The following is a 13,847-nucleotide window of genomic DNA, read 5'->3' as shown; positions in this document are numbered from 1 at the left end:
CCGATACTGCCTTATGCCGCCGACACGGCGGCGGCCAGCGTGACCTCGCGCGGGGCTAGCGGGGCCTGATGGCCTGCATCGGCGGCCGGTCCGCCAGCGACACCGTCGACGTGTGCTGGATGTAGCCGTAGCCCTCGGGGCCGTCGGCCACGAACTGCGTCAGCCCAACGCCCGAGTCCGGAATCCCACAGCGCGACAGCAGGGTCGCGATGACCTGCCGGCTCATCACGCCCAGCTCGGCCAGCGGCCGGTTGCGATGCGCGCGGACCCCCAGGTTGGCCTGGGCGATCGCGTCCAGCCCCAGCCGGTCGAAGGTGTCCACCAGCAGGCCGATCTCCACGCCGTAGCCCGGCGCGAACGGCACCGACGTCAGCAACTCGCGGGTGGCCGCGTATTCACCGCCGAGCGGTTGCACGATGCAGCGCAATTCCGGACGCAGCGCCGCAAGCAACGGCCGGGCCACCAACTCGGTCACGCGCCCACCGCCGGTGGCACTCGCGTCCGTCGCGACGTCGCCCAGATCGGCCAGCTCGCTGCCCCGCAAAGGCCGCCGGTAGAAACTCTTGACCAGGTGAATGCGGTCGTCAGTGAGCAGCGGAGCGACCAGCCATGGCACGAACATCGGGTGCGGATCGATCAGGTCGGAGTCGACGAACACGACGATGTCGCCACGGGTGGCCGCCAGCGAGCGCCACAGCGCCTCGCCCTTGCCGGGCCGGATCGGCACCTCGGGCAGCGCCTGCTCGCGGCTGACGACGCGGGCGCCCGCGGCGACGGCGCGGATCTCGGTGTCGTCGGTGGAGCCGGAGTCCAGCACGACGAGCTCGTCCACCAGTCCATCGACCAGCGGTGAAATGCTCTCGATCACCGTCTCGATGGTTTCTTCCTCGTCGAGGGCCGGGAGCACCACCGAGACGGTCCGCCCCGCCTTCGCGGCCTCCAGCTCGGCGATCGTCCAGCTCGGCCGGTTCCAGCTGCGGTCGGCCAGCCAGGTGTCGCCGGGCCGGGCGGCGCGCATGCCGTCGTTGGCGAGATCGCCGGCGACCAGGTCAGATGTCGTCATGCCAGCCCTCTCACCGTGCGCGCCGGCGGGCGTGTTCCCTGGATCGAGGCCACCATTTCCAGCACCCGGCGGGTGGCCGCGACCTCGTGCACGCGGAACATCCGCGCGCCGGCGGCCGCCGCCAGCGCGGTGGCCGCCAACGTTCCCTCGAGCCGCTCGGTCAATTCCACACCCAGAGTCTCCCCGACGAAGTCCTTGTTGCTCAAAGCCATCAGCACGGGCCACCCGGTATCAACAAGATCGCTCACGTGGCGCAACAGCAGCAGCCCGTGAAAAGTGTTCTTGCCGAAGTCGTGGGTGGGGTCGATCAACACCCGGTCGCGGGCCACTCCGCACGCCACCGCCCGCTCCGCGGCTGTGGTGACCTGGGCGATGACATCCTCGACCACGCCACGGGTGGTGATTCCGTAATTCACCCGGAAGGGGCGCGTGCGCGGCAGCGCGTTGCCGGTGTGCGAGCACACCAGGCCCGCCCCGAACTCGGCGGCCACCTCCGGCAGCGCCGGATCGATGCCGCCCCAGGTGTCATTGACCAAATCCGCCCCGGCCGCGCAGGCCACCTTGGCCACCTCGGAACGCCAGGTATCGGCACTGATCAGCTGATCCGGGTAGGCGTCACGCAGCCATTCGATGAACGGCACCAGCCTCGCGATCTCGGTGTCGGCATCGACCTCTTGGCCGGGGCCGGCCTTGACTCCGCCGACGTCGATGACGTCGGCACCGTCGGCGACGGCCTGGTGCACGGCCGCCCTGGCGGCCTCGTCGCTGAAGGTCGCGCCCTTGTCGTAGAACGAGTCCGGGGTGCGGTTGATGATCGCCATGATCAGCGCACGATCGCCTGCGACCGGGCGGCCGCACAGAGTTGGACGGCCGGCTGACGCCGGCGGTGTCGAGTGCACACGTATATGGTGCCCGGTCGCCGCGTCGCGCGCGGCCCGGGGACCGCGGCCGGCGGGCAGAAACCTGCTTAAGGGCGTTTGCCCTCGGCAACCTCGCCGGGGTACTCGTCGTAAAAGGGCACGTAGCCCTTGTCGCGGCCGGCCAGCACGTACAGCGGGTCCTCCACGTCCGAACCATAGGCCTGCTCGCGCAGCTCCACCTTGCGGCTCTTGAAGGTCGTGGTCTGCTCGATCGAGTCCACCACCCGCACGAACAGCGGCAGCGCGTAGGCGGGAAGCCGCTCGTACACGGCACGGGCCAGCGACTGCCCGTCGAACTCGGCGCCCCCGCGCAGCTTGACCGCGGCCATGCCGGCGCGCCCGCCGGTGCGCGGAACCTCGACCCCGAAGACCGTGCAGTCCTCGACGGCGTCATCGGACGCCAGCGCCGCCTCCACCTGGGTGGTGGCGACGTTCTCGCCCTTCCACCGGAAGGTGTCGCCGAGCCGGTCGACGAACGCGGCGTGGCCCAAGCCTTGCGGGCTCATCACGTCGCCGGTGTTGAACCAGCAGTCGCCCTCACGAAAGGCGTTGCGCACCAATTTCTTTTCGCTCGACTCCTTGTCGGTGTAGCCGTCGAAGGGCTGCAGCCGGTTGACCGGGCTGAGCAACAAACCGGGCTCGCCGGCCGGCACGCGACGGACCCGCCCGTTGTCGTCGCGCAGCGGGGCGCCGGTGTCGGGGTCGTACTCGACGTAGGCCAGCGGCATCGGGAACACGCCGGTGGAGCGGGGCACGTTGAAGACGTTGATGAACGCCGCGTTGCCTTCGCTGGAGGCGTAGAACTCGCAGACGCGGGCGATGCCGAATCGCTTGGTGAACTCGTCCCAGATCTCCGGGCGCAGCCCGTTTCCGGCGATCACCCGCACCTTGTGCGCGCGGTCGGTGGGTTTGGCCGGCTGGTTGAGCAGGTACCGGCACACCTCGCCGATGTAGATGAACGCGGTCGCCTCGTTGGCGATCACGTCGTCCCAGAACTTCGACGCCGAGAACGACTTGCCCAGCGCCAGCGTCGCCCCCGAGTTGATCACCGACGACAACGCCACCGTCAGCGCGTTGTTGTGGTACAGCGGCAGGCAGCAGTAGAGGGTGTCGGAACTCTTGAGCCGCAACCCGATGCCGCCGAACGCCGCGAGCGCCTTGAGCCACCGCAGGTGCGTCATGACGCTGGCCTTGGGGAATCCCGTTGTGCCCGAAGTGAAGATGTAGAACGCGGTGTCCCTGGCATGCACGGCCGACGCCGAGGCGGGGTTGGTGGCCGGTGCGCTCACCGCGAACCGCTCCAAGTCCTCGACGGTCAACGTCTCGGTGCTGCCCGAGCCGCCGCACTCGGCCACGGCGCTGACCAGATCCGTCTCGGCGATGAGCACCTTGGCGTCCAGCAGGCCCAGGCTGTGCGCGAGCACCTCGCCGCGCTGGTGGTAGTTGAGCATGCCGGCGACCGCGCCGCACTTGACCGCGGCCAGCATGGCCAACACGGTGTTGGGCGAGTTGCGCAGCATGATGGCGACGACATCGCCCTGACCGACGCCGCGCGCGGCCAACACGGCGGCGTATCGGTTGGCGGCGGCGTTGGCGTCGCGGTAGGTCAATTGCTTATCGCCCATGCGCAGGAAAATCCGGTCGCCGTAGCGGGCGGCCCGGTCGGCGAACACCGTGCCGATCGACTTCTTGGAACCCGGCTGGGCCAGTAGCCCGGTCATCGCGCCGCGCGCGATCACCGGCAGGTCGGCCAGCACGGCCGGCGCCCGAAATGCGATGTCGGTCAGTTTGACCGCCGTGCGCGCTCCACCGTCACGATCGGACACGTGACCCCCTCGATTCGTTTCCAAAGTCAAGCTCGGCGGACAGCCTAGTAGGGGTGGCGAACCCGTCGGCGGCCTCAGCCCGGTGCGCACGCTTTTAGCGCCGCACTCACCTTGTCGACCAGCACCAACCGGTCCATCGCCGCCTGAGAGACGTAACCGCTGTCCAGCAACCCGCACAACCAGGTCCACAGCCCTTCGTAGTGGCCGAAGGGATCCAGCAGCACGATGGGTTTGTCATGCAGACCGAGGAAGGCCGTCGTCCACGCGTCTAGCAACTCGTCGAGGGTGCCGATGCCACCGGGCAACGCGATGAACGCGTCGGCGCGGTCTTCCATGGCCTGCTTGCGCTCGTGCAAGGTGTCGCTGACGATCAGCTCGTCGGAGTCCGCGTCGGCGATCTCGCGGCGCATCAAGACCTTCGGGATGACGCCGACGGTCCGGCCGCCGCGGGCGCGCGCCGCGCTCGCCACCGCGCCCATCGCCGACACCCTGCCGCCGCCCCACACCAGCGTCCAGCCGCGCTCGGCGATCGCCTCACCGAGTTCCGCAGCGACTCCGAGCAATTCGGGATGCTCCGGGCCGGACGCGCAGTACACACACACCGACCACTCGGCTGATGCATCGCGTTGGCCGGGCATATCCGCCAAAGGTAGACCAACCCCAGACGGCCCGTCATATCTGGGGCTTTCGCCCTTCAACCGGTTCTTGCACCATAAAATTCGGCGGTGCCGATTCGATGGAACGTCCCTCAACATGCGACGGCCTCAGAGCGGCTGGATGCGGCTCTGGCCGACGGGGCCCGGGGAGCGGTGGTGCTCGGACCCGACGGCGTCGGCAAATCCACCCTCGCCCGGGTGGCCGCCGAGCGTTTCGCCGATCAGCACCCGAACGCTCTCATCCGCTGGGTCACCGGCACCCCGACCGAACGCGGGGTCCCGTTCGGGGCCTTCAGCCATCTGGTGGAGATCGCCGAGCTCGGCAAGCCCGCCGCGCTGTTGCGGGCCGCCCGGGCGTCGCTGGGCGGCGACGACCTGTTGCTCGTCGTCGACGACGCACAACACTTGGACGTGCTGTCGGCCACGCTGGTCTACCAACTGGCGCGCGACGGCGCGGGACGGCTCATCGTCACCGTCCGCGCCGGTCCCGCTCCCGAAGCGATCGCGGCGCTGTGGAACGACCGCCTGCTCACCCGGATCGACATCGCGGCGCCCAGCGGGACGACCGCGCCGGCGGAGATGGAGACCTTCCTCGCCGAGCTTCCCGTCGCGGCGCGCTCGGTCCTGGAGTATCTGGCCGTCGCGGAGCCGCTGTCGGCCGCCGGGTTGACCGCGCTGGCCGGCGACGGCGCGGTGGACGACGCGGTGAGATGGGGCGCCGCGGAGACCCGGGTCCGGGGCGGGTCCTCCGACGACCCGGTCGTCTATACGGCCCACCCGCTTTTCGCCGAGCGGATGCGGGCCGCGCTCGACCCCGATGAGGCCCGGCAACGACGCACCGACCTCGTCAAGCTGCTGTCGCGGCATCCGTCCGAGCATCTCAGTGACCGGCTGCGGCTGGTGTCGCTGGCGCTGGACAGCGACACTCCCCCGCGGGTCGCCGACGTCGTCGTCGCCGCCCAGCAGGCGCTGCGGCTGGGCGACCTGGCGCTGGGTGAACGGCTGGCCCGATGGGCTCTGCAGCGGTCCGGGGGGCTAACGGCGCGGCTCGCGCTGGCACATGCCCTGGGGTGGCAGGGCCGTGGCCGCGAAGCCGATTCGGTGTTGGCCGAGGTCGACCCCACCGCGCTGACCGAAGCGGCGCTGATGGACTGGGCCCTGCTGCGGGCGGCGAACCAGTTCTGGATGTTGAGCGAGCCGGAGCGCGCCACCGCGTTCCTGCGGACCGTGCGGAACCGGGTCACCGATGCCGGCCCGCGGACCACCCTCGACGCGCTCAGCGCGACCTTCGCGATGAACGCCGGCAATGTCGGGCACGCCGTGAAGGTCACCGCCGAAGTCCTCGCGTCGCCGGCGGCCGACGACCAGGCGGTGGCGTGGGCGGCCAGTGCGGCGGCATTGTGCGCGGCACGGGAGGGTCGATTCGATGACGTCGAGCCGCTGGCGCAGCGCGCCTTGGCGGCCGAACATCCGGGGCTGCTGCGCTTCACGATCGGGCTGGGCCAGACCACCGCGCTGTTGATGTCCGGGCACCCCGAGCAAGCCCGCCGGGTGGCGCAGCAGTTCACCGACTTCGCCGAACTGCAACAACCGGGACGCGCTATCGGCGAGGTATTGCTGGCGCATGCGCTCATAGCCGGCGGCGAATTTGCCGCTGCGGCAGCATTATTGGTCCCCGCAGCCGCCACCCTCGAGCGCACCGGTTACTCGTGGGGGCCGCTATCACTGACGCTGCTGGCGACCGCGCTGGCTCAACAGGGCGACACCGCCGTCGCGGCAAAGGCATTGAGCAGGGCCGAATCTCGGCACGGCACCAAGTCGGCCCTGTTCGCGCCGGAGCTCGGTGTCGCGCGCGCATGGCGGCTGGCCCTGGTGCGTGACACGCACGGCGCAGTGGCCGCCGCGCGCGACGCCGCCCGGATGGCCGAACGCGGCGGGCAGCGTGGGGTGGCGGTGCGGGTATGGCACGAGGCCGTGCGGCTGGGGGACATCCGGGCCGCCGATCCCCTGGCTCGGCTCTGTGGCGAGATCGACTGTGTCGCAGGGAGGCTCGCGCTGGCCCATGCCCGCGCGCTGGCCGCCGGCGATGACGCGGGGCTGCGGGCGGTGTCGGAAGAGCTGACGTCGATCGGCATGCACGCCGCCGGCGCCGACGCTGCCGCACAGGCGCAGCGGTGCGGGGCCGGGAAGGGTTAGCCGCTCAGGTAGCCGCGCAGCACGTCCACCGCGGCGGTGATGTCGGCGACCGCGACTCGCTCGTCGCGCTTGTGCGCGAGGTTGGGATCACCGGGCCCGAAGTTGACCGCCGGGATGCCCAGTGCGGCGAACCGCGCCACGTCGGTCCAGCCGTACTTGGCCCGGACGTTGCCGCCCGCCGCTTCGATCAGCGCCTTGGCGGCGGGCTGCGACAGTCCGGGCAGTGCGCCGGCGGCCGCATCGGTCTGTTCGATGTGCACGTCGAGCCCGGCGAACACGTCGTGCACGTGTCGCAGCGCGTCGGTCAGCGACCGGTCGGGGGCGAAACGGAAGTTGATCGTCACTGCTGCCGCGTCCGGAATGACGTTGCCCGCGATGCCGCCGTCGATGCGCACGGCCGACAGGCCCTCACGGTAGACGCAGCCGTCGATGTCGGCGCTGCGTGCCTCGTACGCGGCCAGCCGCTCCAGCACGGCGCCGAGCTTGTGAATCGCGTTGTCTCCCAACCAGGATCGAGCCGAATGGGCGCGGGTCCCGGTGGCACCGACCACCACTCGCAGCGTGCCCTGGCAGCCGGCCTCGATGTAGCCGCCGGTGGGCTCGCCCAAGATGGCCACGTCGGCGGACAGCCAGTCCGGCAGCTCGCGTTCGATGCGGCCCAATCCGTTTGCGGCGGCATCGATTTCCTCGCAGTCGTACATCACCAGCGTCAGATCGTGCACCGGGTCGGCCACCGTGGCGGCGAGATGCAGAAAGACCGCGTCGCCCGATTTCATGTCCGCCGTGCCGCAGCCGTACAGGTCGCCGCCCTCGCGGCGGCTGGGCAGGTTTCCGGCCACCGGGACGGTGTCCAGATGCCCGGCCAGCAGCACCCGCGACGGCCTCTGGTGGTGCGTGCGGGCCAGCACAGCGTCGCCGTTGCGAATGATCTCGAACCCGGACGTCTGGGCCCGGAGCGCGGCCTCGACCTCGTCGGCCAGCCGCGCTTCGTCCCGCGATTCGCTGGGGATGTCCACCAGCGCCGCGGTCAGCGCGATCGGATCGCCGCGTAAGTCCAGCACGGTCTTTAGGGTAGGCGATCGCAAGCGCGGGCTAGACGAGCAACTGCGTAGGCATCACCTTGGGCTTGACCCCGTATCGCGGCCCCACGCCGTAGCCGCCCCGCCCCGCCGAGGCGACCGCCGGCATGCCGGACGCCCATGTGGTGTGCGCGTCTTCGGTGGGTGCGGTCCACCCCGTGCCCGCGACGGTCGCGGCGGGGACCCGAGGAGTGGCCGCCGACCACGTGGCGGGCGTCGACAATCCGCCGACCGGGGACGCCGAGCCCATGCTCGCCAGTACCGGTGCGGCACCGACGCCCGCGGTGCTGACCGGTGCCGGGGCACTGACCAGGGCGCCGGAGCTGACCGCGCCCCCCAGATCGCCGGCCACGCTGGCGGAAGCCGCCGCGTCGAGGGTGTGGTTGTACAAGACGTTGGACACGATGGTGTTGAACACATTCCACGACACGACGTCGAATCCGGCGTTGCCGATATTGGACACCAGAGGGTCGCCCAGCACGCTGTCCAGGGCGCTCGCGGCCGGCGCGGCGGGTGCGGCCGGCGCCGCGAACGACTGCACGGCGTTGGGCACATTGGAGACGACCGAGCGGAGCCCACTCGTCTGGGCGGCCGTGGCCGCCGTCTGCGCGTCAAGCCCACCCGGGCTGTTGGTGGGTGCGGGAGACGTCAACGGGCTCAACTTGGCCGCGGCCGCCGACGACGCGGCGTAGCCGTACATGGCGGCGGCGTCTTGGGACCACATCTCGCCGTACTGCGCCTCGGTGGCCGCGATGGCTGGGGTGTTCTGTCCCAGGACGTTGGTCGCGACGAGGGCCGCCAGCTGGGCGCGGTTGGCCGCGACCAGCGGTGGCGGCACCGTCATCGCAAAGGCCGCCTCGTATGCCGCCGCCGATGCCATGGCTTGGGCCGCCGCCTGTTGCAGCTGCGCCGCGGTGGTGTGCATCCACATCACATACGGCGCGGCGGCGGTGGCCATCGCGGTCGACGACGGCCCCATCCACTCCTCGCCGGTCAGATTCGCAATCGCCGCCTGGCTGGCCGACGCGGTCGTACTCAGTTCGTCGGCCAGGCTGCTGAAAGCCGCCGCCGCGGCCATCATCGGACCGGCGCCCGCGCCGGTGTACATGCGCAGGGAATTGACCTCTGGGGGCAATGCTCCAAAGTCGAAAGTCATTGTCTTGCTCCTGTTCTTGCTGACGTTCGGGGGTGTTAGACGGCCGGCTTGGGCATCACGGTGGGCTTGACGCCGTAGCGGGGCGCACCGAGGCCGTAGCCGCCGCGTCCGGCGGAGGCCATCGACGGCACGCCACCCGGGATGGCGTTCACCGTCGTCGCCTGGGGCGCGGCGGTGGTGAATCCCGCGCCGGTCAGCGTCACCGGGGTCGAGCTCACCTCGGGGACACCACTTGCCGCCCAGCTCGGTGGTACCGACAACGCGCCGATCGAGGGTCCTCGGCCCATGCTCGCCAGCAACGGCGCCCCACCCATGGCTGCCGGCGCCGCGGGGGCGGGCGCGCTCGCCGAGGTTGCTGACGTGAGCCCTCCGGTGAAGTTGGGAACGCCGGCCGCGCCGGGAACGGGAGCGAACTGCCCCTCGCCCAAGGTGATGAAGTCCGAGGCGGCGGCGCCGACGTTCTGACCCCATTCGATCGTGGTGCCGAGGGCAGCGTCCCCGGGCGGTGGGTCGGCGGCAGCCGGCGCGGCGGCGGGCAACGCCGAGGCGCTGGTGGTGACCTTGTTCGCGGCTTCCGTCGTTCCATACGAACCGGCGTTGCTGTCCAGGTTGTTCACCATTGTCTGGTGAATCGCCTTCGCTTGGGCGCTGACCTGCTGGTACCACGCGCCATAGGCCGAGAATTGCGCGGCCTGTAAAGCGGACACCTCGTCGGCGGCCGCCGGAGCGATGCTCGTGGTGGGAGCCGCGGCCGCGGCATCCTGGGCGGCCATCGAAGCGCCGAGGCCTTCGAGGGTGCTCGCCGCGAACAGCAGCGCCTCGGGCCGTGTGGTGACAAAGGACATTTTCTTCTCCTCGGGCAATCAGGCGGCCACAACGGACCGGCGACGAAGGGACCTGCGTGTAGGGCGGTAACGACCCCGGAAGCTGCGTACCCGAAACGGCGAAATTCACGCCTTGACCTGCTAGGACTGGCGCAGCGGCAAACCGGCTGAACCGCCACTAATGTCCACCGCGCACCCGCGATGCCGAATTAGCCTGTCCGCGTGGGCGTTTGAATTCCGCACGGCACCAACACTGACCACCGCTCAACCGGCTGCTGCCCTGGGCTCAACGTTCAGTCAATCCCGACCCCGGCCACCAACGATCCCGCACCGCCATCAAAGCGCACCGAGCACCAACTGGCGCCGTACCCGGCATCACCGGCCCGCAACACCACGAAGCGCGCGAACTCCTGAACCGGCGCGACCAACCGACTCCTCAAGCACGTCAACGAACAGCGCGGTTTAACAGCAGCTCGGCAACATCGCCGCCCGCAAGCGCCATCGCGGTCGAGACCGCAACTACGGACCAGGATTCTAATCCTGTTGCACCAGAAGCGACTTCGCCTCTCCCAACAGGTTTTCAACGATAGGGCCACTTAACCGACCCCGAGGGGTAAACCTGTTGCTGGAGGTGGCAGCATGCGCAAGGTGAATGTGAGTACCAGGAACAACGTGAGGGTTATCGGATGCCAGGATGGTCCGACGATCATGCTGGCTCACGGTTTCGGGTGTGATCAGAATCTGTGGCGTCTGGTCGCCGGGCGGCTCTCGCCGAGTTTTCGGGTGGTGCTGTTTGACCATGTCGGCTCGGGGGCGTCGGATCCGTCGGCATGGGACGAGCAACGGTACGGGTCATTGCAGGGTAGACAGTCTTGAGTTTCGGCCTTTCCCGCGGCAGCCGTACCGATCGGTCGAATCATCAACGGACTCAGCGGTTTTGAGTTTGATGTCGGCCTCAACCAGTTCCGCCACCTAGATCCGGTCGAGCGGATCGGACATGCCGCCCTCGCCGCATGGGGATTGATGCGAACTCCCCCCGATTACGACGAACGGCGCCTGGCCCAGCTTGAGCACGATGGCGGCCGCGAGGGTTTCCGTTTCCCACAGGGCGCGCGGACCCGAGCGCAGCCCACAAAGTAACCTGGCCGCCGTGACTGGAGCTGCAGGCATCGGGTTGGCAACGCTGGCCGCCGACGGATCGATCCTCGACACGTGGTTTCCCGCACCGGAACTGACCGCATCGGGCACCGGCGCGACGTCGCGGCTGGCGCTGTCCGACGTTCCTCCGGAGTTAACCGCGCTGATCGGCCGCGACGACGACCGCGGCACCGAGACCATCGCCGTACGCACGGTCATCGGCTCGCTGGACGACGTGGCCGCCGACGCCTACGACGCCTACCTGCGATTGCATCTGCTCTCGCACCGGTTAGTGGCGCCGCACGGGCTGAACGCCGGCGGCTTGTTCGGGGTATTGACCAATGTGGTCTGGACTAATCGCGGACCGTGCGCCGTCGAGGGTTTCGAGGCGGTCCGTTCCCGGCTGCGACGCCACGGACCGGTGACGGTCTACGGCGTCGACAAGTTCCCGCGCATGGTCGATTACGTCCTGCCGACCGGAGTGCGCATTGCCGACGCCGACCGGGTGCGTCTGGGCGCCCACCTGGCGCCGGGCACGACGGTGATGCACGAGGGCTTCGTCAACTACAACGCCGGCACCCTGGGGGCATCCATGGTGGAGGGACGCATCTCAGCCGGCGTGGTGGTGGGCGACGGCTCCGACATCGGTGGTGGGGCCTCGATCATGGGGACGCTGTCCGGCGGTGGCACGGAGGTGATTTCGATCGGCAAGCGGTGCCTGCTCGGCGCTAACGCCGGTCTGGGTATCTCACTGGGCGATGACTGCGTCGTCGAAGCCGGCCTGTACGTCACCGCGGGCACCAAAATCATTACACCCGAGGGAAAAACGCTGAAGGCGCTCGAGCTGTCCGGCGGCAATAACCTGTTGTTCCGCCGCAATTCGGTGAGCGGGGCGGTGGAAGTGGTGGCCCGCGGCGGTCAGGGCATCGCCCTCAACGAAGACCTGCACGCCAACTGAGGGTGCACCTATAAGTCGGCGGGGACCGGCTCGGCGGCCGGGGCGGCGCCAAGCGCGGTTCCTCTGGTTTCGGGCAGCAGCCAGACGCACACGAGACTGGCCGTTATCAGGGCCGCCATCATGAGCCCGATCGCCCAGCTGCCGTAGGTCGCCAACAAGGTGCCCGCCAACAGCGGCGGCACGGCGGCGCCAAGGATGCCGGCCAGGTTCATCGCCACTGCCGCGCCGCTGTAGCGGTAGCGCGTGGCGAACAGCTCGGGGACGAAGGCTCCCGTGGGGCCGTTTGCTGTCGCCGCGCAGGCGAACATGCCGAGGACGGCTACCGCGTACATGGCGGGGCTGCCGGAATCCATCAGCGGGATGACCACGAAGGACCACGGCAGACATGCCGCCAGCCCGCTCAGCATCACGCGGCGACGCCCGACGCGATCGGACAGCCATGCCCCGAACGAGACGAACACGATGCTGGTCAGCCCGGCCAGCGCGCCGACGCCCCAGATGAAGCTGCGCGAATAGCCGAGGTGGGAGTGGGCGTACATGACGAGAAAGGTGTTGCCCAGGTAGACGAAGCCCATGCCGCCCAGGAAGCAGCCCGCGACCAGCACGATCTCACGCCGCTGCAGCCGCACCAGCTCGGCCAGTGGCGCTTTGGGCACCAGGTTGCGGGCCTTCTCCTCCACGAACAGCGGGGTCTCCTCGATGTTGAGCCGCACATAGAGGGCGATGCCGATCAGCCCGCTGCTGATCAGGAAGGGCACCCGCCATCCCCATTCCAGGAACGCGGGGCTGCTCTCACCCATGGTGAGGCTGACGGCGAGGAACGTCAGGCTGGCCAGTATCCCGGCCGTGCCGCCCCCCAGCGAGGTGAACATGCCGTACCAGCCGCGTTTTCCGGGGGGCGCGTATTCGGCGCTCAGCAGGACCGACCCGGCCCATTCGCCGCCGACGGCGAAACCTTGCAGCAACCGCAGAACGACCAGGATCAAGGGCGCCGCGACCCCGATCGACGCCGTGGTGGGGACCAGGCCCACGCTGACCGTCGATGCGCCCATGATCAGCAGGGTCGCGACCAGCGTCTTCTTGCGGCCCAGCCGGTCGCCGAAGTAGCCAAAGACGGCCGCGCCCAACGGGCGGGACAGGAACGCCGTCGCGAACGTCGCCATCGAGGCGATGGTGGCCACGGTCGGTCCGAGGTGCGGGAAGAACACCGCGGGAAACACCAGTGCGGCCGCGGTTCCGTAGATCAGGAAGTCGTAGAACTCGATGGCCGAGCCGACGAGGCAGGCCGTGGCGATCCGCCGCATGGGGGTACGCCCGGTGGGGGCCGCGGACCGAGTCGGCTCACCCATGGTGGCCGCTCGCCGCCCGGATACATCGATACACGGTTACGACGGTAGGTGAAGCTTCGCGGGCACGCTCGGCCCTAAACCTGGCAAATTGCTGCGTGTCTCGGCGCCCGGCTGACCGGGCGGCTACCCGGTCCAGCGGGCGCTCAGCCGTTGCTCAGCAGCTGCTTCTTGAGCACCTTGCCCATGGCGTTGCGGGGCAGCGCGTCCACGATGCGCACCTCACGCGGCCGCTTGTGCACCGAAAGCTCCTGAGCGACATACTCGATCAGCTCGTCGCCGTCGGCCGATCCGACGACGTAGGCGACGATGCGCTGACCCAGGTCCGCATCCGGCATTCCGATCACCGCCGCCTCCTGGACGCCGGGATGCCCGAGCAGCACCGTTTCGATCTCGCCCGCCCCGACGCGGTAACCGCCGGACTTGATCAGGTCGACCGACTCCCGCCCGACGATGCGGTGCATCCCGTCGGCGTCGATCACCGCGACGTCGCCGGTGCGGTACCAGCCGTCGGTGTCGAATGCCTCGGCGGTGGCTTCCGGCCGGTTCAGGTAGCCGTCGAACATCATCGGCCCGCGCACGTGCAGCTTCCCGACGGTCTCGCCGTCGTGCGGCACCATGCCGCCGTCGTCGTCCACCACCCGGGTCTGCACACCGGTGAGCGGCAGGCCCACCCACCCCGGGCG

At 69.6% G+C, this 13,847-nt stretch carries 13 protein-coding genes and 1 pseudogene; 3 read left to right on the top strand and 11 right to left on the bottom strand.

Annotated features, from left to right (window positions below; genetic code table 11):
* Positions 1-55 precede the first annotated feature (55 nt).
* From A5753_RS09165 to A5753_RS09150, 4 genes are all read right to left on the bottom strand, one after another.
* The gene (locus tag A5753_RS09165) at positions 56-1,063 is read right to left on the bottom strand and encodes a glucosyl-3-phosphoglycerate synthase (protein ID WP_067126076.1); all 1,008 of its coding nucleotides are present in this window, start codon (positions 1,061-1,063) and stop codon (positions 56-58) included.
* On the bottom strand, positions 1,060-1,884 hold the full coding sequence (gene folP / locus A5753_RS09160; protein WP_067126073.1) for a dihydropteroate synthase: 825 nt from the start codon (positions 1,882-1,884) through the stop codon (positions 1,060-1,062). The genes A5753_RS09165 and folP overlap by 4 nt, the downstream gene beginning before the upstream one ends.
* Before the next feature lie 146 nt (positions 1,885-2,030).
* Entirely contained in the window at positions 2,031-3,809 is a 1,779-nt protein-coding gene (gene fadD6 / locus A5753_RS09155) for a long-chain-acyl-CoA synthetase FadD6 (protein ID WP_067126071.1), read from the bottom strand.
* 74 nt (positions 3,810-3,883) lie between these two features.
* Positions 3,884-4,447 carry a TIGR00730 family Rossman fold protein gene (locus A5753_RS09150; protein ID WP_067126068.1) on the bottom strand — a complete coding sequence of 188 codons (564 nt, stop codon included), beginning with the start codon at positions 4,445-4,447 and terminating at the stop codon, positions 3,884-3,886.
* A gap of 87 nt (positions 4,448-4,534) precedes the next feature.
* Here A5753_RS09150 and A5753_RS09145 point away from each other — a divergent pair, with 87 nt between their 5' ends.
* Positions 4,535-6,661 (top strand): AAA family ATPase, encoded by a 2,127-nt coding sequence (locus A5753_RS09145; protein WP_067126065.1) that lies wholly within the window; start codon positions 4,535-4,537, stop codon positions 6,659-6,661.
* On the opposite strand, the gene dapE is transcribed toward A5753_RS09145, so the two are convergent.
* The 4 genes from dapE to A5753_RS25050 form a co-directional block, all read right to left on the bottom strand.
* Positions 6,658-7,722, bottom strand: a complete 1,065-nt coding sequence (gene dapE / locus A5753_RS09140) for a succinyl-diaminopimelate desuccinylase (protein WP_067126062.1) — start codon at positions 7,720-7,722, stop codon at positions 6,658-6,660. The genes A5753_RS09145 and dapE overlap by 4 nt on opposite strands.
* Positions 7,723-7,753: 31 nt before the next feature.
* Complete coding sequence (locus tag A5753_RS09135) at positions 7,754-8,896, bottom strand: PPE family protein (RefSeq protein WP_067126060.1); 1,143 nt, start codon at positions 8,894-8,896, stop codon at positions 7,754-7,756.
* A gap of 35 nt (positions 8,897-8,931) precedes the next feature.
* Complete coding sequence (locus A5753_RS09130; RefSeq protein WP_067126058.1) at positions 8,932-9,741, bottom strand: PE domain-containing protein; 810 nt, start codon at positions 9,739-9,741, stop codon at positions 8,932-8,934.
* A gap of 272 nt (positions 9,742-10,013) precedes the next feature.
* Positions 10,014-10,148, bottom strand: a complete 135-nt coding sequence (locus A5753_RS25050) for a hypothetical protein (RefSeq protein ID WP_255361358.1) — start codon at positions 10,146-10,148, stop codon at positions 10,014-10,016.
* A 220-nt stretch (positions 10,149-10,368) separates the two neighbouring features.
* Between A5753_RS25050 and A5753_RS24805 the strand changes: the two are divergent.
* Positions 10,369-10,584, top strand: a pseudogene (locus A5753_RS24805) (alpha/beta fold hydrolase); the annotation flags it as partial.
* Between the two features lie 108 nt (positions 10,585-10,692).
* On the opposite strand, the gene A5753_RS24550 reads toward A5753_RS24805, so the two are convergent.
* Positions 10,693-10,890 (bottom strand): hypothetical protein, encoded by a 198-nt coding sequence (locus A5753_RS24550; protein ID WP_067126056.1) that lies wholly within the window; start codon positions 10,888-10,890, stop codon positions 10,693-10,695.
* Between A5753_RS24550 and dapD the strand changes: the two genes are divergently transcribed.
* Positions 10,862-11,815 carry a 2,3,4,5-tetrahydropyridine-2,6-dicarboxylate N-succinyltransferase gene (dapD, locus tag A5753_RS09120; protein WP_156656035.1) on the top strand — a complete coding sequence of 318 codons (954 nt, stop codon included), beginning with the start codon at positions 10,862-10,864 and terminating at the stop codon, positions 11,813-11,815. The two genes, A5753_RS24550 and dapD, sit on opposite strands and share 29 nt — an antisense overlap.
* Positions 11,816-11,823: 8 nt before the next feature.
* Here dapD and A5753_RS09115 read toward each other — a convergent pair whose 3' ends face one another.
* Both A5753_RS09115 and A5753_RS09110 read right to left on the bottom strand, forming a co-directional pair.
* Complete coding sequence (locus tag A5753_RS09115; protein WP_082971238.1) at positions 11,824-13,164, bottom strand: MFS transporter; 1,341 nt, start codon at positions 13,162-13,164, stop codon at positions 11,824-11,826.
* 143 nt (positions 13,165-13,307) lie between these two features.
* On the bottom strand, positions 13,308-13,847 hold a 540-nt coding region (locus A5753_RS09110), incomplete at its 5' end, for an AMP-binding protein (RefSeq protein WP_156656031.1).

Origin of the sequence: Mycobacterium sp. 852002-51971_SCH5477799-a (assembly GCF_001667145.1) — a bacterium.
Classification (GTDB): domain Bacteria; phylum Actinomycetota; class Actinomycetes; order Mycobacteriales; family Mycobacteriaceae; genus Mycobacterium.
The sequence above is the reverse complement of the archived record's forward strand: the minus strand, read 5'-3'. Positions and strand labels throughout refer to the sequence as shown.